At 69.7% G+C, this 20,191-nt stretch carries 13 protein-coding genes; 9 read left to right on the top strand and 4 right to left on the bottom strand.

From position 1 onward, the window contains the following. The first annotated feature begins 222 nt into the window (after positions 1-222). Together ACFYZ3_RS08375 and ACFYZ3_RS08380 are read left to right on the top strand one after the other, a co-directional pair. On the top strand, positions 223-2,850 hold the full coding sequence (locus ACFYZ3_RS08375; RefSeq protein WP_388514758.1) for a SpoIIE family protein phosphatase: 2,628 nt from the start codon (positions 223-225) through the stop codon (positions 2,848-2,850). A gap of 241 nt (positions 2,851-3,091) precedes the next feature. Beyond that, positions 3,092-4,258, top strand: a complete 1,167-nt coding sequence (locus ACFYZ3_RS08380) for a glycosyl hydrolase family 18 protein (protein ID WP_388514759.1) — start codon at positions 3,092-3,094, stop codon at positions 4,256-4,258. Here ACFYZ3_RS08380 and ACFYZ3_RS08385 read toward each other — a convergent pair. From ACFYZ3_RS08385 to ACFYZ3_RS08400, 4 genes are read right to left on the bottom strand one after another with little or no spacing between them, the layout of a single operon-like run. Next, positions 4,255-5,034, bottom strand: a complete 780-nt coding sequence (locus tag ACFYZ3_RS08385) for a succinate dehydrogenase/fumarate reductase iron-sulfur subunit (RefSeq protein ID WP_388514761.1) — start codon at positions 5,032-5,034, stop codon at positions 4,255-4,257. The two genes, ACFYZ3_RS08380 and ACFYZ3_RS08385, sit on opposite strands and share 4 nt — an antisense overlap. After that, positions 5,031-6,980, bottom strand: coding sequence for a fumarate reductase/succinate dehydrogenase flavoprotein subunit (locus ACFYZ3_RS08390; RefSeq protein WP_388514762.1), 1,950 nt, complete (start codon positions 6,978-6,980; stop codon positions 5,031-5,033). The genes ACFYZ3_RS08385 and ACFYZ3_RS08390 overlap by 4 nt, the downstream gene beginning before the upstream one ends. A gap of 16 nt (positions 6,981-6,996) precedes the next feature. Further along, complete coding sequence (locus tag ACFYZ3_RS08395) at positions 6,997-7,833, bottom strand: hypothetical protein (RefSeq protein ID WP_388514764.1); 837 nt, start codon at positions 7,831-7,833, stop codon at positions 6,997-6,999. A 60-nt stretch (positions 7,834-7,893) separates the two neighbouring features. After that, a complete protein-coding gene (locus tag ACFYZ3_RS08400; RefSeq protein WP_361003874.1) occupies positions 7,894-8,184 on the bottom strand; it encodes a hypothetical protein in 291 nt (96 codons plus the stop codon). Positions 8,185-8,507: 323 nt separating this feature from the next. On the opposite strand from ACFYZ3_RS08400, the gene ACFYZ3_RS08405 reads away from it, so the two are divergent. The 7 genes from ACFYZ3_RS08405 to ACFYZ3_RS08435 all read left to right on the top strand — a co-directional run bounded on the left by ACFYZ3_RS08405 (position 8,508) and on the right by ACFYZ3_RS08435 (position 19,997). Next, on the top strand, positions 8,508-10,760 hold the full coding sequence (locus ACFYZ3_RS08405) for an ABC transporter family substrate-binding protein (protein WP_388514765.1): 2,253 nt from the start codon (positions 8,508-8,510) through the stop codon (positions 10,758-10,760). A 132-nt stretch (positions 10,761-10,892) separates the two neighbouring features. Continuing rightward, a complete protein-coding gene (typA, locus tag ACFYZ3_RS08410) occupies positions 10,893-12,809 on the top strand; it encodes a translational GTPase TypA (RefSeq protein WP_388514766.1) in 1,917 nt (638 codons plus the stop codon). 908 nt (positions 12,810-13,717) lie between these two features. Then, on the top strand, positions 13,718-14,749 hold the full coding sequence (locus tag ACFYZ3_RS08415; protein ID WP_388514767.1) for an ABC transporter permease: 1,032 nt from the start codon (positions 13,718-13,720) through the stop codon (positions 14,747-14,749). Between the two features lie 110 nt (positions 14,750-14,859). Then, entirely contained in the window at positions 14,860-16,662 is a 1,803-nt protein-coding gene (locus ACFYZ3_RS08420) for an ABC transporter substrate-binding protein (protein WP_388514768.1), read from the top strand. A gap of 112 nt (positions 16,663-16,774) precedes the next feature. After that, entirely contained in the window at positions 16,775-17,752 is a 978-nt protein-coding gene (locus tag ACFYZ3_RS08425; protein WP_388514770.1) for an ABC transporter permease, read from the top strand. 10 nt (positions 17,753-17,762) lie between these two features. Further along, positions 17,763-18,824 carry an ABC transporter ATP-binding protein gene (locus ACFYZ3_RS08430; protein ID WP_388514772.1) on the top strand — a complete coding sequence of 354 codons (1,062 nt, stop codon included), beginning with the start codon at positions 17,763-17,765 and terminating at the stop codon, positions 18,822-18,824. A 27-nt stretch (positions 18,825-18,851) separates the two neighbouring features. Beyond that, positions 18,852-19,997 carry an ABC transporter ATP-binding protein gene (locus ACFYZ3_RS08435; protein ID WP_388514774.1) on the top strand — a complete coding sequence of 382 codons (1,146 nt, stop codon included), beginning with the start codon at positions 18,852-18,854 and terminating at the stop codon, positions 19,995-19,997. Positions 19,998-20,191 lie beyond the last annotated feature (194 nt).

Here is a 20,191-nt window from a genome sequence, read left to right on the forward strand (position 1 = left end):
TCGCCCACAGGTTCAGGCCAGTGGCAGTTGTGGAACTGCGTGATTCGATGCCGTGTCCGCTGGTTAGAAGACTGGAAGTGTTGTCGCGGTCCGGACCGAAAACCATCGGGACCGTGCTGTGATCGTGAACACCGTGTCGTGCGGCGCCGTAGTGCTGGATACTGCGGGCAGCCGCCTCCGGTGACCGGTGCCGGATGCGGTGAGCTGGAGGGGACGGTTCGCGTGAGCGAGATACCAGCGAGGGCCAAGGAGCCCACGGAGTCCACGGAGTCCGAGGGCCCGTCGGCAGACGCGCCACTCGGTGACGCGGTGTGGCAGAGCAGCCCGCCCGGCTCCATCTACGACTACATCAAGGTCGCCTCCTTCTCCATCGGCCCCGACGGGCTCGTCGACCAGTGGAGCCTGCGTGCGGAGCAACTGCTCGGCATCAGGGCCGAGGACGCCGTGGGCACCGACCCCATCGAGGCCTTCATCGACCCCGACCTGCGGGAGCGCGGCCAGCGCAAGATGACCGAGATCCTCGACGGCCGGGAATGGACCGGAGTGGTCCCCTTCCGGGCACCGGACGAGGCCGACGGGACGGCACGGCAGGCGGGCGGCCGGCACACCGGCGGCCGGCCCGGGCGGCGCGGACTCGCCGAGGTGTACGTCATGCCGACGCGCACGGAGGACGGGGAGAAGGCCGCCGTCTGCATCGTCGTCGACGTCCGCGTCCTGCGCAGCATCGAGACCGATCTCGCCGCGTCGCAGGCCATATTCGGCCAGTCTCCGTTCGGGTTCCTGCTCATCGACCCCGACCTGACGGTGCGTCGCGCCAACCAGCGGTTCGCCTCCATCTTCGGCGGCAGCCCCGACGACCACCGCGGCAAGGGCGTCCACGACTACCTGCCGCGCGCCGAGGCCGACCGGGTCACCGCGACCCTGCGCCGGGTCCTGGAGACCGGCGACTCCATCACGGACATGCACGTCACGGGCTTCGTGCCGGGCTCCGAGGAGCGCCGCCACTGGTCCGTCAACCTCTACCGCGTGCACAGCGGTTCCGGCCGGCCCATCGGTGTCGCCTGGCTCGGCACCGACATCACCGCCCGCCGCCAGGCCGCCCGCGAGGCCGCCAACGCCCGGCGCAACCTCGCCCTCCTCAACGAGGCCGGCGCCCGCATCGGCAACTCCCTCGACCTGGAGACCACCGCCCGCGAACTCCTCGACGTCGTCGTCCCCGGCTTCTGCGACCTGGCCACCGTCGACCTCTACCAGGGTCTGCTGGTCGGCGACGAGACCCCGCCGGGACTCGCCGACGGCAGCGCGGAACTGCGCCGCGTCGCCTTCTCCAGCGCCGTCTCCGACGCCCCGTTCCTCGGCACCGGCGAGCGGGTCAAGCTCGGCGCCGTCCACCACTACCCGTTCAACTCGCCCTGCGCCGACGCCCTGCGCACCGCCCGGCCGCGCAGCGTCCCCGCCGAGGACGGGGGCCTCGTGCAGTCCACGCTCGCCGTGCCGATGGTCGCCCACGACACGGTCGTCGGACTCGTCCAGTTCGCCCGCACCAAGGGCAGCGAGCCGTTCGGCGACCGCGACCGCGACCTCGCCGTGGAACTGGCCGCACGGGCCGCCGTCTGCATCGACAACGCCCGGCTCTACCGGCGCGAGCACGAACGCGCGCTGATACTGCAACGCTCCCTGCTCCCGCCCGGCGACCCGGAGGCCTCCGGGCTCGACATCGCCTGCCGCTACCTGCCGGGCGAGGCGGCCACCGGCCGGGCCAGCGAGGTCGGCGGCGACTGGTTCGACGTGATCGAACTCCCCGGGCACCGCACCGCGCTGGTCGTCGGCGACGTCATGGGCCGCGGTCTGCGCGCCGCCGTCGCGATGGGCGAACTGCGCACCGCCGTACGCACCCTGGCCCAGCTCGACATCGAACCGGCCGAGGTCCTCTCCCAACTGGACGAGATCGCGTGCGGCCTCGGCGCTCCCGGGGGCGTCCAGCAGGCCACCCGGGCCGCCCGCCGCCCCCGCGAGGCCGACCTGTCCGAGGTCTACCTGGCGACCTGCGTGTACGCCGTATACGACTCGGTGACCAGGCGCTGCACCTTCGCCAACGCGGGCCACCTGCCGCCCGTCCTGGTCGAGCCCGGCGAGTCCGCGCTGATGCTGGACGTGCCGCCCGGTCTGCCGCTCGGCGTCGGCGGGGAGCCCTTCGAGGAGGTGGAGGTCGAACTGCCCGAGGGCGCCCTGCTCGCCCTCTACACCGACGGACTGGTCGAGAGCCGCGACCACCCTCTCGACGAGGGCCTCCAGGCCTTCGTGGGCGCCCTCACGGACCCCACCCAGCCCCTGGAGGACGTCTGCGACCAGGTCCTCAACACCCTCGACAGCCACCACGGCGAGGACGACATCGCGCTGCTGATGGCCCGCGTCCAGGGCCTGCCCAGCGACAGCGTCGGCGACTGGACCCTGCCGCGCGAGCCGCGCAGCGTCGGCCGGGCCCGCGAGTACGCCCGCGCCCAGCTGCTGGCCTGGGACATGGAGCCGCTGGTCGACACCACGGAACTGCTCGTCAGCGAACTGGTCACCAACGCGCTCAGGTACGGCGAGGGCGAGATCAGGCTCCGCCTCCTCCTCGACCGCACCCTGGTCTGCGAGGTCTGGGACTCCGGCCTGGTCCAGCCGCGCCGGCGCCGGGCCCGGGACACCGACGAGGGCGGCCGCGGCCTGCAACTGGTCGGCCTGCTCAGCGCGGCCTGGGGCTCACGCCGTACGCCGCGCGGCAAGACGGTCTGGTTCGAACTGCCCCTGCCGGGCGCCGACACCCAGCTCACGGACCCCGCGGAGGCCTTGCTGAGCCTGTTCTGACCCGGCCCGGCGTCGTACGGGTCCGGGTCCGCCGGGTGCGGCGCACATGCCCGTACCCGGCCAGCAGCAGGGCTGCCCCGGCCGTGACCAGGGGCGGCACCAGATCGACGGAGATCACCGCCACGCACCCCTGACCGCAACCGGAACACCGGTTCGAGTCGTCCCCGCTGGCAACACGCGAGGAGCGTACGCACGGAATCCGGCCACCGCGACCGGAAACGGGCCACAGGGAGGGGACACCGTGGAGGACACGGAGCCGAGAAACACCGAACCGAAAGCCGCTCCGACGGCCGAATCGACGGCCGGACCGGCAGCCGCCGACGGCGATCAGCCCCCGCAGGGGCCACCCGCACCCGACGACGAAAGCAGCACGGGTGGTACGGGTGGGCACACAAAAAAGAAGAAGCGGCTCCGCCGCATCCGCCGGACGGCCCTCGCCGTGCTCCTCGTCCTGCTCCTCCCCCTCCTCACCGCCGAGACGGCCCTCCGCATCAACTACACGGGCGACCCCGCCGACGGCACCTACACCAGGAACCGCGACGCGATGTGGCTCGGCCACGCCTGGGTCGACGGCCGGAAGAAGGACGCGGACCTCACCGCCCTGGCCCGCAGCCTCAAGACCACCGGAATCCGCGACCTGTACGTCCACACCGGCCCGATGGAACACGACGGCACGCTGCCCGAGTCGCTCTACCCCAAGGCCCGCTGGCTGATCGACGCCGTGCACCGGGAACTCCCCGGCGTCCGCGTCCAGGCCTTCCTCGGCGACGTCCTCGCCACGGAGGGCCCCGACGGCATGCGGCTGGACAAGGCCGCCACCCGCGCCGCCGTCGTCGACTCCGCCCGCCAGGTCCTGGACGTGGGCTACGACGGAGTCCACCTGGACCTGGAACCGCTGCACTCGGACGACCGGAACTACCTCTCGCTCCTGGACGACGTACGCGCCGTCACCCGCGCCCGGGACGCGCAGCTCTCCGTCGCCGCCCACCAGATCGACCCGCTGCCCGCCCTGCACTCCGTCTTCGGTCTCTTCACCAAGCACCCCAAGTGGTGGTCGCAGGAGTTCTTCGGCCAGGTCGCACGCCGCGTCGACCAGATCGCCGTGATGTCCTACGACACCGCGCAGCCGCTGGAGAGCACCTACGGCGGCTACGTGGCCCAGCAGACCTCCCTCGCCCTCGAGGTCACCCCGCCCACGACCCACCTGCTGATGGGCCTGCCCTTCTACTACGAGAGCAACTTCGACCACTGGGGCCACGCCGAGACCGTCGCAGCCGCCGTGCGCGGCGTCCGCCTCGGCCTGTCCCGGACGGACGCCGACCGCGAGCTCTTCGGCGTCGCCCCGTACATCGACTTCGCGGCGACGGACACGAACTGGAAGGAATACCGGGACGGCTGGGTGCGCTAGGACCCGTCCCGGGACCGGCGGCCGATCTTCGAACCCAGCCAGACCAGCGGGTCGTACTTGCGGTCCACGGCCCGTTCCTTCAGCGGGATCAGCGCGTTGTCCGTGATCCTGATGCCCTCCGGGCAGACCTCCGTGCAGCACTTGGTGATGTTGCAGTAGCCGAGGCCGTGCTCGTCCTGGGCGGCGCGTGACCGGTCCAGGCCGGTGTCACCGGCGGCGTCCAGCGGGTGCATGTCCAGCTCGGCGACGCGCATGAGGAAGCGCGGGCCCGCGAAGGCGGGCTTGTTCTCCTCGTGGTCGCGGACCACGTGGCAGGTGTCCTGGCACAGGAAGCACTCGATGCACTTGCGGAACTCCTGCGAGCGGTCCACGTCCTCCTGCATCATCCGGTACTCGCCGGGACCGAGGTCGGCGGGCGGTACGAAGGCCGGGACCTCGCGGGCCTTGGTGTAGTTGAAGCCGACGTCCGTCACCAGGTCCCGGATCACCGGGAAGGCGCGCAACGGCGTGACGGTGATCGTCTCCTCGCGGGTGAACACGGACATGCGCGTCATGCACAGCAGCCGCGGCCGCCCGTTGATCTCCGCCGAGCACGAACCGCACTTGCCCGCCTTGCAGTTCCAGCGCACCGCGAGATCGGGGGCCTGGGTGGCCTGGAGGCGGTGGATGATGTCGAGGACCACCTCGCCCTCGTTCACCTCGACGGTGAAGTCCGCCAGGCCGCCGCCCTCCACGTCACCGCGCCACACCTTGAAGCGGGCCTCGTAGCCGCTCATTCGGACCGGCCCTCCAGTTCCTCGTCGGCGAGGTACTTCACCAGCTCCTCCTTGTCGAAGAGGGCGAGCAGGTCGGGCCGGATGGGCTCGGTGGTCTGCCGCTCCAGGGCGATCCGGCCGCGCTCCGGGTCCGTCGCCGCGAGGTCGCCCGCCGGGTCGGCCAGCGAGCAGAGCAGGTTGGCCGGGCGCCAGCGCCGGTCCATCGACGGGTGGTCCTCGCGGGTGTGCCCGCCGCGCGACTCGGTGCGCTCCAGCGCGGCCCGTGCCACGCACTCGCTGACCAGCAGCATGTTGCGCAGGTCCAGGGCGAGGTGCCAGCCCGGGTTGAACTGCCGGTGCCCCTCCACCCCGGCCCGGCGGGCGCGCACCCGCAGCTCCGCCAGCTTCTCCAGGGCCTGCTTCATCTCCGCCTCCCGGCGGATGATCCCCACCAGGTCGTTCATGGTCTGCTGGAGTTCCTGGTGGAGGGTGTACGGGTTCTCCGGCGGGCCCGCGTCGGGCTCCTGCGCCTCGGCGGAGAAGGGCCGCAGGGCCTCCGCGGCGGCCGCGTCGACCTGGGCGTCGTCGACCCGGGCGCGGGCGCCGTCGTCCGTCCGCCCCGCCGCGTACTCGGCCGCGTACCGGCCCGCCCGGCGCCCGAACACCAGCAGGTCGGACAGCGAGTTGCCGCCCAGCCGGTTGGAGCCGTGCATGCCGCCGGCCACCTCACCGGCCGCGAACAGCCCCGGCACCCCGCGGGCGGCGGCGGTGTCGGAGTCGACGGCGATGCCGCCCATCACGTAGTGGCAGGTGGGCCCGACCTCCATCGCCTCCGCCGTGATGTCCACGTCCGCCAGCTCCTTGAACTGGTGGTACATCGAGGGCAGCCGGCGCCTGATCACCTCGGCGGACATCCGGGTCGACACGTCGAGGAAGACGCCGCCGTGCGGTGAGCCCCGGCCCTCCTTCACCTCGGCGTTGATCGCGCGGGCGACCTCGTCGCGGGGGAGCAGCTCGGGCGGACGCCGGTTGTGGTCCGGGTCGTCGTACCAGCGGTCGCCCTCCGCCTCCGACTCGGCGTACTTCTCCTTGAAGACGTCCGGGACGTAGTCGAACATGAACCGCTTGCCCTCGGAGTTCCTCAGCACCCCGCCGTCGCCGCGCACCGACTCGGTGACCAGGATGCCCTTCACCGACGGCGGCCAGACCATGCCCGTCGGGTGGAACTGCACGAACTCCATGTTCAGCAGCGGCGCCCCGGCCAGCAGCGCCAGGGCGTGGCCGTCGCCGGTGTACTCCCACGAGTTCGAGGTCACCTTGAACGACTTGCCGATGCCGCCGGTGGCGATCACCACCGAGGGCGCCTGGAGGACGAAGAAGCGGCCGCTCTCGCGCTCGTAGCCGAAGACGCCCGAGACCTTCCGGCCCTCCTGGAGCACGCGGGTGACCGTGCACTCCTGGAAGACCTTCAGCCGGGACTCGTGGTCCCCGGTCTCGCGGAAGTCCTCCTGCTGGAGCGAGACGATCTTCTGCTGGAGGGTGCGGATCAGCTCCAGACCCGTGCGGTCGCCGACGTGGGCGAGGCGCGGGTACTCGTGGCCGCCGAAGTTGCGCTGCGAGATCCGGCCGTCCTTCGTCCGGTCGAACAGCGCGCCCCAGGTCTCCAGCTCCCACACCCGCTGCGGGGCCTCCTGGGCGTGCAGCTCGGCCATCCGCCACTGGTTGAGGAACTTGCCGCCGCGCATGGTGTCGCGGAAGTGGACCTGCCAGTTGTCGCCCGAGTTGACGTTGCCCATGGAGGCGGCGATCCCGCCCTCCGCCATCACGGTGTGCGCCTTGCCGAACAGCGACTTGCAGATCACGGCCGTACGGGCGCCGCGCTCTCGGGCCTCGACGGCGGCGCGCAGCCCGGCACCGCCCGCGCCCACCACGACGACGTCCCATTCCTGCCGGTCGACCACGGACATCAGAAAGCCTCACTCATCAGAAGAAGCGCGGATCGTCGAAGACACCGGACGCGACCAGGTACACGTAGAAGTCGGCGAGCGCCACGCTCACCAGCGACGCCCAGGCCAGCTGCATGTGGCGGGCGTTGAGCTTCCCGACCCACTGCCACATCCGGTAGCGCACGGGATGCCGGGAGAAGTGCCTGAGCTTGCCGCCGACGATGTGCCGGCAGGAGTGGCAGGAGAGGGTGTACGCCCAGATCAGCGCGATGTTGGCGAGGAACACCAGGGTGCCGAGACCCATGTGGCCCCACGCGTAGTGCTCGTCGCGGAAGGCGAGCACGGTGTCGTAGGTGAGGATCAGCGCGACCAGGAGGGCCGCGTAGAAGAAGTACCGGTGGACGTTCTGGAGGATCAGCGGGAAGCGGGTCTCGCCGGTGTACTTCCGGTGCGGCTCGGCCACCGCGCAGGCCGGTGGGGAGGCCCAGAAGCCCCGGTAGTAGGCCTTGCGGTAGTAGTAGCAGGTCAGGCGGAAGCCGAGCGGGAAGATCAGGATGACGATCGCGGGGGAGATGCCCCACCAGGTGCCGAAGAGTTCCCAGTTGGGTCCCGAGCGCATCGGCTCGCAGTTCTCCGCCAGACAGGGGGAGTAGAAGGGCGAGACGTAGGGGGCCGCGTAGTAGTCGGCGTTCGCGAAGGCCCGCCAGGTCGAGTAGACGACGAAGGCCAGCAGGCCCGCGGCGGTGGCGGCCGGTGCCAGCCACCAGCGGTCGGTGCGCAGGTGCGGGGCGCGGATGGCGGCGCGCGTCGGGGTGTGGACGCCACCGCCCGGGGGACGGTCTTCGGTGGCTGGCGGTTCGGTACCAGTGGCCACTGGGCGGCTCCGGTCGGTCGGGTCGGGTTGCGGGCCGTTCTCGAGTCCCCGGAACAGGCCCTAGGGGGCGCGGCGGTCGCGGGCGCCGAGACCCTCGTCGTCCGAGTCCGTCCACAGGGAGCCGTCGTACGGCGTGTCGGGGATCGGGACGAGGTCCGGACGCCTGGGCGCGTCCGGCGCGGCGGCCGCCGCCCGCAGCAGCGCGACGCTCTCGCGCAGGTGGTCGGCGTCGGTACGGACCCGGCGGACTTCCAGGTCACCGCTGCCCAGCTGCTGTTCCAGCCGGGTCACCGTCCGGGACAGCTCGTCCAGGCTGCGCTGCACCGATGACAGATCGTCGTGCACGGACAAGACGTGACCTCGCTTCCGTCGGACACGGCAGGGGGCCGCCGGCCTTGGGGGGTTACGTTCATGCGCCTGAGAGTGTCGCGCGTCACACCAGTCGCTGGGAAGGGATGTGCAGCGATTGGCCGGGGCGCGTCGGTGCACCGCGGGCGGCATTGCGCCGCACGGGTGACCTTACGCACCGTCGTCGCCGTGTCTCCGAGCGTGGCGGAACCGTTTCCCCTTCAGTGGCCGCATCCCCGTCCGGATTACAAATGATCAACTTGAATACCGCACATACGGCAAATGCGGCACAACGCAGCGAACGCGGCCTTCCGGAGGTAGCAGAGATGTCCCACGTCGGCGTCGGACCGCGCGCGGTCATGCGTTCGGTCGCCTTCCTCACCGCGGGTGTCCTCGCGGTCCCCGCGCTGGCCGGCTGCACCTCCGAGGACCCGGCGGGCAAGCCGCTCGCCGCACAGGACGTCGCCGCCGCGGCCCGCGCCAGGATCTCCGACGGCGGCACCCTGCGGTGGGCCGTGGACTCCGTGCCGGACACGCTGAACGCCTTCCAGTCGGACGCCGACGCCACGACGACCCGCGTCGCGCAGGCCGTGCTGCCCTCCCTGTACCGGATGGACGAGACCGGCAGCCCGGTGCGCAACCCCGACTACCTGGAGTCGGCCGAGGTCGTCGACACCGAGCCCAAGCAGGTCGTCGTCTACAAGCTGAACCAGCAGGCCGTCTGGAGCGACGGCCGGGAGATCGGCGCCGCGGACTTCGCCGCCCAGTGGCGCGCCCTGTCCGGCAAGGACAGCGCCTACTGGACCGCCCGCAACGCGGGGTACGACCGCATCGAGAAGGTCGAGCGCGGTGCGAACGACCTGGAGGTCAGGGTCACCTTCAGCCGGCCCTACGCCGACTGGAAGGCCCTGTTCACGCCCCTGTACCCGAAGGACGTCACGGGCACCCCGGACGCCTTCAACGACGGCGCGCGGCGGGCCCTCAAGGTCAGCGCCGGGCCCTTCGCCGTCAAGAAGGTCGACACCAAGGGCGACCAGGTGGTCCTCACCGGCAATCCGCGCTGGTGGGGCGAGCCGGCGAAGCTGGACGAGATCGTGCTGCGCGCCGTCCCCCGCGACGAGCGGGTCTCCGAACTGGTCGCCGGCAAGCTCGACCTCGCCGAGATCGACCCGGAGACCGCCGACGAGGTCACCCTGGCCGCCGGTCCCCGGGACCCCGCCACCGGCACCCCGCTCATGGGCCCCGGGGGCACCCCGGCGGCAGGCCCGCAGGGCAGGTCCGCCGCCGAGGCGCTGCGCTCCTGGGCCATCGCCAACGGCTCCGACGAGGAGGCCGCCGAGGAGGAGGTCCTCGCCCGCGAGGAGCGCGGCGAGGCCGAGGCGAAGGCCCGGCGCAGGCAGCAGGCCCTGAGCGGCTTCGAGCTGCGCAAGTCCCTGGAGCCCGCCTACACCCAGCTCGCCCTCAACGGCGCCGGCGGCCCCCTCGCCGACGAGCGCGTCCGCAGGGCCGTGGCCCGCGCCCTGGACCGTGAGGAACTGGCCGAGGCGGTGCTCAAGCCGCTCGGCCTGCCCGCCGAGCCCGTGGGCAGTCACCTCGCGCTCTCCGGCCAGCCCGCCTACGCCGACGGCAGCGGCGCCCTCGGCGAGCAGAACGCCAAGGAGGCACGGGCCCTGCTCGCGGACGCCGGATGGGTCCCCGGGGGCCCGGTGAAGAAGAAGGACGGCGAGGAGGCGGCCGGCGCCGAGAAGGACAAGGACAAGAACGAGGACAAGAAGGACGAGAAGAAGTCCGAGGGCGACGACGACGGCACGTACATCGTCGGCGAGGACAACAAGAACGACGACGGCGACGACGCAAAGGACGGCGCCGACCGGGAGAGCGGCGAGAAGCACAGCAGCGGCAAGAACACCGCGCAGGGCGGTGCACCCGGCGCCTACGCCCCCAAGGGCACCGCGGCCCCGGCCGGCGCGGCGGCGGCACCGCTCGCCAAGGACGGCAAGGCGCTCACCCTCCGCTTCGTGCTCCCCTCGGGTCCCGGCTCCGGGACCCTGCGCACCGTGGCCGACCGGATCACGGACATGCTGAAGGAGATCGGCATCGGCACCAAGATCACCAAGGTGCCGGACGAGAGCTACTTCAAGGACCACATCGCCGCCGGCGAGTACGACCTGGCGCTCTACTCCTGGCCCGCCTCCGCGTTCCCCGCCACCGACGCCCGCCCCATCTACGCCAAGCCCGTCCCCGCCGCCGACGGTTCCCTGAACGTCGCCCAGAACTACACGCGGGTCGGCACCGACCAGGTCGACCAGCTCTTCGACCGGGCCCTGGCCACCCTGGACCAGAAGGAGGCCCGGGACCTGCTGCGCAAGGCCGACTCGCGGATCTGGGCGGCGGCCGGCTCCGTCCCCCTCTACCAGCGCCCCCAGCTGCTGGCGGCCCGCAAGAACCTCGCCAACGCGGGCGCCTTCGGTTTCGGGACGCCGGTCTACGAGGACATGGGCTTCCTCAAGAAGGGCGCCCAGGGCTCCCGGCCCACCGCCCCGGCCACCTCCGCCCCCTCCTCCTCTCCCTCGTCCTGAACCCTCCCGGCAAGCCGCAGTCTCCGGAGCCCCGTACCATTGGGTGAGGCCGTGGCATGTACCGCCCGGCAGGCCCGCGTGACACGGACGTCCGCGAGGGCCGTCCTCACACGCTCCGGGAGTACGCCTCACATGACCGCGTCTACAACGCGTCACGACATCCGCAACGTCGCCATCGTTGCCCATGTCGACCACGGCAAGACCACGATCGTCGACGGAATGCTCAAGCAGGCCGGTGCCTTCGCCGCGCACCAGCTCGAAGGCGTCGACGACCGCATGATGGACTCGAACGACCTGGAGCGTGAGAAGGGCATCACGATCCTCGCCAAGAACACGGCGGTGAAGTACCACCCCAAGGATGGCGGCGACGTCATCACCATCAACATCATCGACACCCCCGGCCACGCCGACTTCGGCGGCGAGGTCGAGCGCGGTCTGTCGATGGTCGACGGTGTGGTGCTGCTCGTGGACGCCTCCGAGGGCCCGCTGCCGCAGACCCGGTTCGTGCTGCGCAAGGCGCTCAGCCAGCGGCTGCCGATCATCCTGTGCATCAACAAGACGGACCGTCCGGACGCCCGCATCGACGAGGTGGTCAACGAGACCTACGACCTCTTCCTCGACCTGGACGCCGACGAGGAGCAGATCGAGTTCCCGATCGTCTACGCCTGCGGCCGGGACGGCGTCGCCTCCCTCACCAAGCCCGAGGACGGCACGGTCCCCTCCGACTCCACCAGCCTGGAGCCGTTCTTCTCGACGATCCTGGACTACATCCCGGCGCCGACCTACGACGAGGACGCCCCGCTCCAGGCCCACGTCACCAACCTGGACGCCGACAACTTCCTCGGCCGCATCGCGCTGCTGCGCGTCCACCAGGGCGAGCTGAAGAAGGGCCAGACGGTCGCCTGGATGAAGCGCGACGGGTCCGTGCAGAGCGTGCGGATCTCCGAGCTGATGATGACCGAGGCGCTCACCCGCAAGCCCGCCGAGAAGGCCGGCCCCGGTGACATCTGCGCGGTCGCCGGCATCCCGGACATCATGATCGGCGAGACCCTGGCCGACGTGGAGAACCCGGTACCGCTGCCGCTGATCACGGTGGACGAGCCCGCGATCTCCATGACCATCGGCACCAACACCTCCCCGCTGGTCGGCCGCGGCGCCACCGGCAAGGGCGCCGACAACAAGGCGGTCGTCAAGGACCGCAAGGTCACCGCCCGCCAGGTCAAGGACCGCCTGGACCGCGAGCTGATCGGCAACGTCTCGCTCCGCGTCCTGGACACCGAGCGCCCGGACGCCTGGGAGGTGCAGGGCCGCGGTGAGCTGGCGCTGGCCATCCTGGTCGAGCAGATGCGCCGGGAGGGCTTCGAGCTGACCATCGGCAAGCCGCAGGTCGTCACCAAGGACGTCGAGGGCAAGACGTACGAGCCCGTCGAGCGCATGACGATCGACGTGCCCGAGGAGCACATGGGCGCGGTCACGCAGCTGATGGGCGTGCGCAAGGGCCGGATGGACAACATGTCCAACCACGGCTCGGGCTGGGTCCGCATGGAGTTCGTGGTCCCCTCCCGCGGCCTGATCGGATTCCGGACGGAGTTCCTCACCCAGACCCGCGGCACCGGCATCGCGCACTCCATCCACGAGGGCCACGAGCCCTGGTTCGGCACCCTGACGACCCGTAACAACGGCTCGCTGGTCGCCGACCGCTCGGGTGCCGTCACCGCGTTCGCGATGACCAACCTCCAGGAGCGCGGCGTGCTCTTCACCGACCCCGGCACCGAGGTGTACGAGGGCATGATCGTCGGCGAGAACTCCCGCGCCGACGACATGGACGTGAACATCACCAAGGAGAAGAAGCTCACCAACATGCGGTCGTCCTCGGCCGACTCGTTCGAGGCGATCGTGCCGCCGCGCAAGCTCTCCCTGGAGCAGTCCCTGGAGTTCTGCCGCGACGACGAGTGCGTCGAGGTGACCCCGGAGGCCGTCCGGATCCGCAAGGTGAACCTGGACGCCCGTGAGCGCGCCCGCGCCGCCAGCCGGGCCAAGCACGGCTGACCCCACCGCACGACCGACGGCACCGGACACCACGGCTCACGTGGGGTCCGGTGCCGTTTGGCGTGATGCCGACGCGGGGGCAACGCGGGTGTAGGGAAAACCCTCGATTTCACGGTGGGGCGGCGCAGGGCGGGCAGAGCCGCACTAACCTGCGCGGAAGCACTCCGCCCGGAGTGCCGGCGGGCAGCCCCGTCCGGCGGTCGGGCGGCCGGCGCCGACGGACGGGCCGGGCGCGGGACATACCTGCGGGTCAGCTTGCACCCCGTGCACGTTACGCGCAATCAATTTCTGTCGCGCGGACGTCCGTTATACGGACGGTCACCACCGTTAGATGTGTAACAAGTCCGTTTCGCAGCGATCTCGTACCAAACCCTTTGTCCGGATTTTGAAAGATCTGGCCCCTATCTGTGATCGAACCGAGACCTCGAACCTGTGGTTCGTTCCCCGGAGGATGGCAGATAGTTAGGCGCGTAGAGCTCGGATAAACGGGTCACGCGCTGACGGGGCGCAGGCTCGCGAGCGTGAGGGTGCACGGCGATCTCATCACCGGTCGATGGCCGGAATGTGTCGTGTGCTCCTCTTTGCGGTGAACCAGCGGATTCATGAGGAGGAACCCATGCGAGGTGCCACAAGCGCCATATGGGTCGCGTCGTCCCCGATGGCAGGTGTAGGCCCCGCGGGTGCGTTCAGTGCCGTCACGGTTGATGCGGCAGCGGCCCGGCGTCGCGAACTTCCTTGACGTCGTGTGCCGTCGGTCGGTAGCCGCCGACCGCGAGCCAGGGTTCTCCCTGGGGCGGTGTCGCCCCTCCGTCGTTGTTCCCCTCGCGCGCTGCGGAAGACGTACGCCGTGCGAAGGCCGTCGGCCCCGTGCACTCCCGACGACCTCCTACCTGTGAAATGGACGAATCATGACGAGTCCAATCGAGATTGAGGGTGCTGAAGCCTCTTCCGTCTTGGACAAAGAGAGCGCGCCGCAGGGCGACGCCCCGAAGCCCAAGGAGCCGGAAGGGCGCAAGCCCGGCCAGTTGATGTGGGCGCGCTTCAAGCGCGACCGGGCCGGTGTGATCTCTGCCTGCGTCGTCCTGTTCTTCTTCGTGGTCGCGGCCGCGGCGCCGCTGATCTCGAAGGTCTACGGCAAGGACCCGTACACGCTGTACGGGCAGGACAACCCGGACCTCCTGGACATGTTCACGATGCCCGCCGCGCCGTTCGGCGGCATCGACGGCGACTTCTGGTTCGGCATCGAACCGGGTCTGGGCCGCGACGTGTTCACCCAGCTGCTGTACGGCATGCGCAACTCGATGGCCACCGCGCTGGCGGCGACCATCATCATGACCGTGCTGGGCGTCCTGATCGGCCTCGCCGGCGGCTACTTCGGCGGCAAGATCGACTACTGGCTCGGCCGGATCACCGACTTCTTCATGGCCCTGCCCAGCCAGCTGTTCTTCGTCGCCGCGATGCCCGTCATCACCACGGTGTTCGTCGCCCCCGACAAGGAGACGCCCACCTACGTGCGCGCCTGCGCGATCATCATCGTGCTGGCCTTCCTGGGCTGGATGAGCATGTCCCGCATCGTCCGGGGCGCCACGATGTCCCTGCGCGACCGGGAGTTCATCGAGGCGGCGCGCATCTCCGGGGCCTCGCCCTGGCGCATCATCCGCAAGGAACTGCTGCCCAACATCGTCACCCCGACGCTGGTACAGGCGACGCTCACGCTGCCGAGCACCATCCTCAACATCGCGTTCCTGTCCTTCGTGGGCGTGGGGTACGTCGAGCCCACCCCGGACTGGGGACGGATGTTCTCCATCGGCGCCAACATCGTCGAGCAGGATCCGTACTACATGCTCTTCCCCGGAGTGGCCATGGTGATCTTCATTGTGGCCTTCAACCTCCTCGGTGACTCGGTGCGGGACGCCTTCGATCCCAAGGGAAACCGCTGAGGCCAAGGGGGACCCCCCACATCCTCGCCCGGCCGGTTCGGTGCCGCTCAGCCCGGCCCCGGCCACGTACCAGCAGTGCTCACTACTCACAGGCAGGTGGATTCGTCCTCATGAGCATTCTCCGTAACCGCACCGCCACGGCCGCCATAGTCGCGGTCGCAGCCGGCGCCCTGACCCTCACCGCCTGCGGTGGTGGCGACAGCGACAGCTCCGCCAAGGACAACAGCAAGAAGAAGGAAGACGCCAAGTCGCAGTCGAAGCCGGTGCAGATCGGCGACGCGCAGGCGTCCACCGGCCCGGCCCCCGAGGTCCCGGGCGCCAAGCCCGGCGGCACCGCGATCGTCTACCAGGAGGACGACTTCTCCCACCTGGACCCGGGCCAGATCTACGTCTCCGACGGCAAGCTGCTCAGCCGCCTCATCTTCCGCGGTCTGACCCAGTACGACGAGGACGAGAACGGCAACCTGACCGTCGTGGGCGACCTCGCCACCGACGCGGGCAAGCAGTCCGACGGCGGCAAGACCTGGACGTACACCCTGAAGGACAACCTGAAGGACGCGAACGGGAACCCGATCAACTCGGCGGACATCCGCAACACGGTCGAGCGCCTGTACTCGAACTACATCACCGACGGTCCCACGTACCTGCAGCAGTGGCTGTCCGGCGAGGGCACCACCTACCGCGACGCCTACGCGGGTCCGGACAAGGGCAAGCACCTGCCCGACAACGTCCTGGAGACGCCGGACGACAAGACGATCGTCTTCCACTTCAAGACCGCGCGGCCCGACCTCCCGCAGATGCTGACCATGCCCGGTTACAGCGTCGTCCCGGAGGAGACGGACACCAAGGAGAAGTACGACTCCGCCCCCGTCGCCGTCGGTCCGTACAAGATCGCCGACTTCAAGCCGGGCAAGTCCATGAAGCTGGTCAAGAACACCCAGTGGGACCCCAAGTCCGACTCGGTGCGCCACCAGTACGTCGACGGGTTCAACATCTCCATGAACCACGACGACGAGGACCAGACCAAGACCCTCCTCGCCGACCAGGGCGAGGCCAAGAACGCGATGATGTTCACGGGTCAGGTCGCCACGACGCAGCTCCAGAAGGTCGTCGGCGACAAGGACGCGATGAAGAACCGCACGATCCAGGGCTACGCGCCCTACGTGTGGCAGCTCAACTTCAACCTGGACCGCGTCAAGGACAAGAAGCTCCGTGACGCGATCACCCTGGCCCTGCCCTCCGACTCGGTCTTCAAGGCCGACGGCGGTGCCTACGGCGGTGAGGTCGCCAACTCGCTGATGTCGCCCACGACCCCGGGCTACGACGAGAGCTTCGACCCGTACAACCGCCTGAAGAAGCCGAACGGTGACATCGAGGCCGCGAAGAAGCTCATCAAGGAGGGCGGCTTCGAGGGCAAGAGCCTCGTCTACGCCTACGGCAACACGCCGACCCGCCAGAAGCAGGCCGTCCTGATCGCCACCGCGCTGGAGAAGATCGGTCTCGACATCCAGAAGAAGGAGATCGACGCCGCCACCTGGTACGAGCAGGTCGGCAAGGTCAAGAACGGCTACGACCTGTACATGACCGGCTGGGGCCAGGACTGGCCGTCCGCCTCCACGGTCATCCCGCCGGTGTACGACGGCAAGCAGATCCAGGACGGCGCGTCGAACTACTCGCACATCAACGACGACCACGTCAACTCGGAGATCCAGCGCATCCAGCAGATCACCGACACGGCCGAGGCCACCAAGGCCTGGGCCGAGCTGAACGAGTACATCTCCAAGGAGGTCAACCCGGCCGCCCCGATCTACTACACCAAGGTCTTCCAGATCTTCGGTTCGAACATCGGCGGCATCCGCTACAGCTCGGACTCGAGCTACGTGGACGTGACCCGGGTCTTCCTCAAGAAGTAACCCGCACGGTCGGGAATCCGGTGGTGGGCGCGCGGCGGAGCGCCCCCACCGGGCCCGGATCCGGTCCACACCTCCCATCCGACTGCCGCAGTCCTGAGAGCAGCTGTCTGCCATGCTTCAATTCCTCATTCGCCGGTCCTTCGGCGCGGTGCTGATCCTGGTGTTGATCAGCGCATTCACCTTCTTCATGTTCTTCGCGATCCCGCAGGACCCGGCCTTGCTGGCCTGTGGCAAGAACTGCACTCCGGACGCGCTGGAGATCATCCACAAGAACCTGGGCCTCGACCAACCCGTCACCGTCCAGTACTGGCACTTCCTGGCCGGCATCTTCACCGGGCGCGACTTCGCGGTCGGCCACTGCGACGCCCCCTGCTTCGGCGTCTCCTTCGCCAACAACCAGAACGTCTGGGACACCATCCTCGACCGTTTCCCGGTGACCGTCTCGCTGACCGTCGGAAGCCTGATCGTCTTCCTCGTCGTCGGCCTCGGCGCCGGCCTGCTGGCCGCCAAGTACCGCGGCTCCTGGATCGACAAGGTCTTCACCTCGGGTTCGCTGGTCATCAGCTCCCTGCAGATCTACTTCCTCGGCCCGCTGGTGCTGCTCCTGCTCGTGTACAACACGGGCTGGCTCGAGAAGCCGAAGTACGTGCCGTTCTCCGACGACCTGGGCGGCTGGTTCATGGGTCTGCTGATCCCATGGCTGGTCATGGCGACCATCTTCACCGCCCAATACACCCGTATGGGCCGCTCGTCGATGATCGAGCAACTCCAGGAAGAACACGTGAAGGCGGCCCGCGCCAAGGGCATGTCGGGCAACTACACCTTCTTCCGCTACGCCTGGCGCGGCTCCCTCGTCCCCATCGTCACCATCCTCGGCATCGACCTGTCCTCGCTCATGGGCGGCGGCATGGTGACCGAGCTGACGTTCGGCCTGGCCGGGATCGGCCGGCTCGCGCTGGACTCCGTGACCAACAAGGACCTGCCGATGCTGATGGGCGTCATGCTGGTCAGCGCCGCGCTCATCATCTTCTTCAACCTGATCGTGGACGCCATGTACGCAGTCATCGACCCGCGCGTGCGCCTGTCCTAGGAGAACCACCGTGACCACTCAGACCAAGCCCGAAGCGGCCCCGGCCGCCGCCGCGGGGGACGCGTTTCTCTCGGTGCGCGACCTCAAGGTCCACTTCTCCACCGAGGGCGGCGTCGTCAAGGCGGTGGACGGTCTCTCCTTCGACCTGGAGCGGGGCAAGACCCTCGGCATCGTCGGCGAGTCCGGCTCCGGCAAGTCGGTGACCAACCTGGCCGTCCTCGGCCTGCACGACCGCCGCAAGACCGCGGTCGACGGCTCGATCACCCTGGACGGCCAGGAACTGACCGACGCCAGTGAGAAGCAGCTGGAGAAGCTGCGCGGCAAGAAGATGGCGATGATCTTCCAGGACGCGCTGACCGCGCTGTCGCCGTACTACACGGTCGGCCGGCAGATCGCGGAGCCGTTCATGAAGCACAACGGCGCGTCCAAGAAGGACGCCCGGGTGCGCGCCATCGACCTGTTGCAGAAGGTCGGCATCCCGCACCCGCACAAGCGGGTCGACGACTACCCGCACCAGTTCTCCGGCGGTATGCGCCAGCGCGCCATGATCGCCATGGCCCTGTCCTGCAACCCGGACCTGCTCATCGCGGACGAGCCCACCACGGCGCTCGACGTGACCGTCCAGGCGCAGATCCTCGACCTGCTCAAGGACCTCCAGCAGGAGTTCGGCTCCGCGATCATCATGATCACCCACGACCTGGGCGTGGTCGGCAACATGGCCGACGACATCATGGTCATGTACGCGGGCCGGGCCGTCGAGCGCGGCAGTGTGCGCGAGGTGCTCAAGTCCCCGCAGCACCCCTACACCTGGGGTCTGCTGAGCTCGATGCCGAACCTCACCTCCGACGTCGACGAGCCGCTGATGCCGATCCCGGGGTCGCCGCCCTCGCTGATGAACCCGCCCTCCGGGTGCGCGTTCCACCCGCGGTGCGGCTTCACCGACCTGGTCTCCGGCGAGCGCTGCTCGGGTGAGCGTCCGACGCTCCCGAACGGCCGAGCCGCCGCCTGCCACCTGACGGGCGACCAGCGGCAGCAGGTGTTCATCGAGAAGATTCAGCCCCGGCTGGGCTGAGCGGAAACCGGCGACTGGGGCATCACCATGAGCGACAACAGCAAGACGACCACAGCGGTGGCCGACGACTTCCCGCAGCAGCGGGACGGCGACACCGCGCCGCTCCTCAAGGTCAGCGGCCTCTCGAAGTACTTCCCGATCAAGGGCGGCTTCCCGATCAAGCGCACCGTCGGCCACGTCAAGGCCGTCGACGGCGTCGACTTCGAGGTCCACCCGGGCGAGAGCCTCGGCCTCGTCGGCGAGTCCGGCTGCGGCAAGTCGACCACCGGCCGGCTGCTGACCCGGCTGTACGAGCCGACGCAGGGCACGATCGAGTACCGGGGCAAGGACATCACCCGGGCCAACCGGCGGGAACTGGCGCCGATCCGGTCCGAGATCCAGATGATCTTCCAGGACCCGTACGCGTCCCTGAACCCGCGGCAGACCGTCGGCACGATCATCTCGGGCCCGATGGAGATCAACGGGATCAACCCGCCCGGCGGCCGGGAGAAGCGCGTCCGCGAGCTCCTGGAGATCGTCGGTCTCAACCCGGAGCACTACAACCGCTTCCCGCACGAGTTCTCCGGCGGCCAGCGGCAGCGCATCGGTGTGGCGCGTGCCGTCGCGCTCCAGCCGAAGCTCATCGTCGCCGACGAGCCGGTCTCGGCCCTCGACGTGTCGATCCAGGCCCAGGTGGTGAACCTGCTGCAGGAAGTGCAGCGGGAGATGGGCATCGCGTTCGTCTTCATCGCCCACGACCTGGCGATCGTGCGGCACTTCTCGCAGCGCGTCGCGGTGATGTACCTGGGCAAGATCGTGGAGATCGCGGACCGCGACTCGCTCTACAACCGCCCCCGTCACCCGTACACGCACGCCCTGCTGTCGGCCGTGCCCGAGGCGGACCTCGACGCCGACAAGCGGGAGCGGATCCGGCTCGAGGGCGACGTGCCCTCGCCGATCTCGCCGCCCTCCGGCTGCCGGTTCCGCACCCGGTGCTGGAAGGCGCAGGACAAGTGCGCCACCGAGGAGCCGCCGCTGGTGCAGCTCTCCGGGAACCGGGAGGGCCACCTGACGGCCTGCCACTTCCCGGAGGAGGGCACGACGGAGGCCAGGGCCGAGGACATCGTCATGGACCCGGGCCTGAAGGCGATGGAGGACGGCGCCGACGGCGGCGCGACCGTCTCCAAGGGCTGACCGGCACACGAGGGCAGCCGGGAAAGGGCGGCGGCGGGAGCAGGACTCCCGCCGCCGCCCTTCCGCATGCCGCCCGACCTCCTGCACCCGTCCGGAGGACACCGGCAACCCGTACGGACCGGACGGGTGTGCGCCCCCGAGTACGCCCCTCGAAGCTGGACCGGAACGGACCAGCGGACGAGTCAGGGCACGAG

Source organism: Streptomyces sp. NPDC001599 (assembly GCF_042893535.1).
GTDB lineage: Bacteria > Actinomycetota > Actinomycetes > Streptomycetales > Streptomycetaceae > Streptomyces.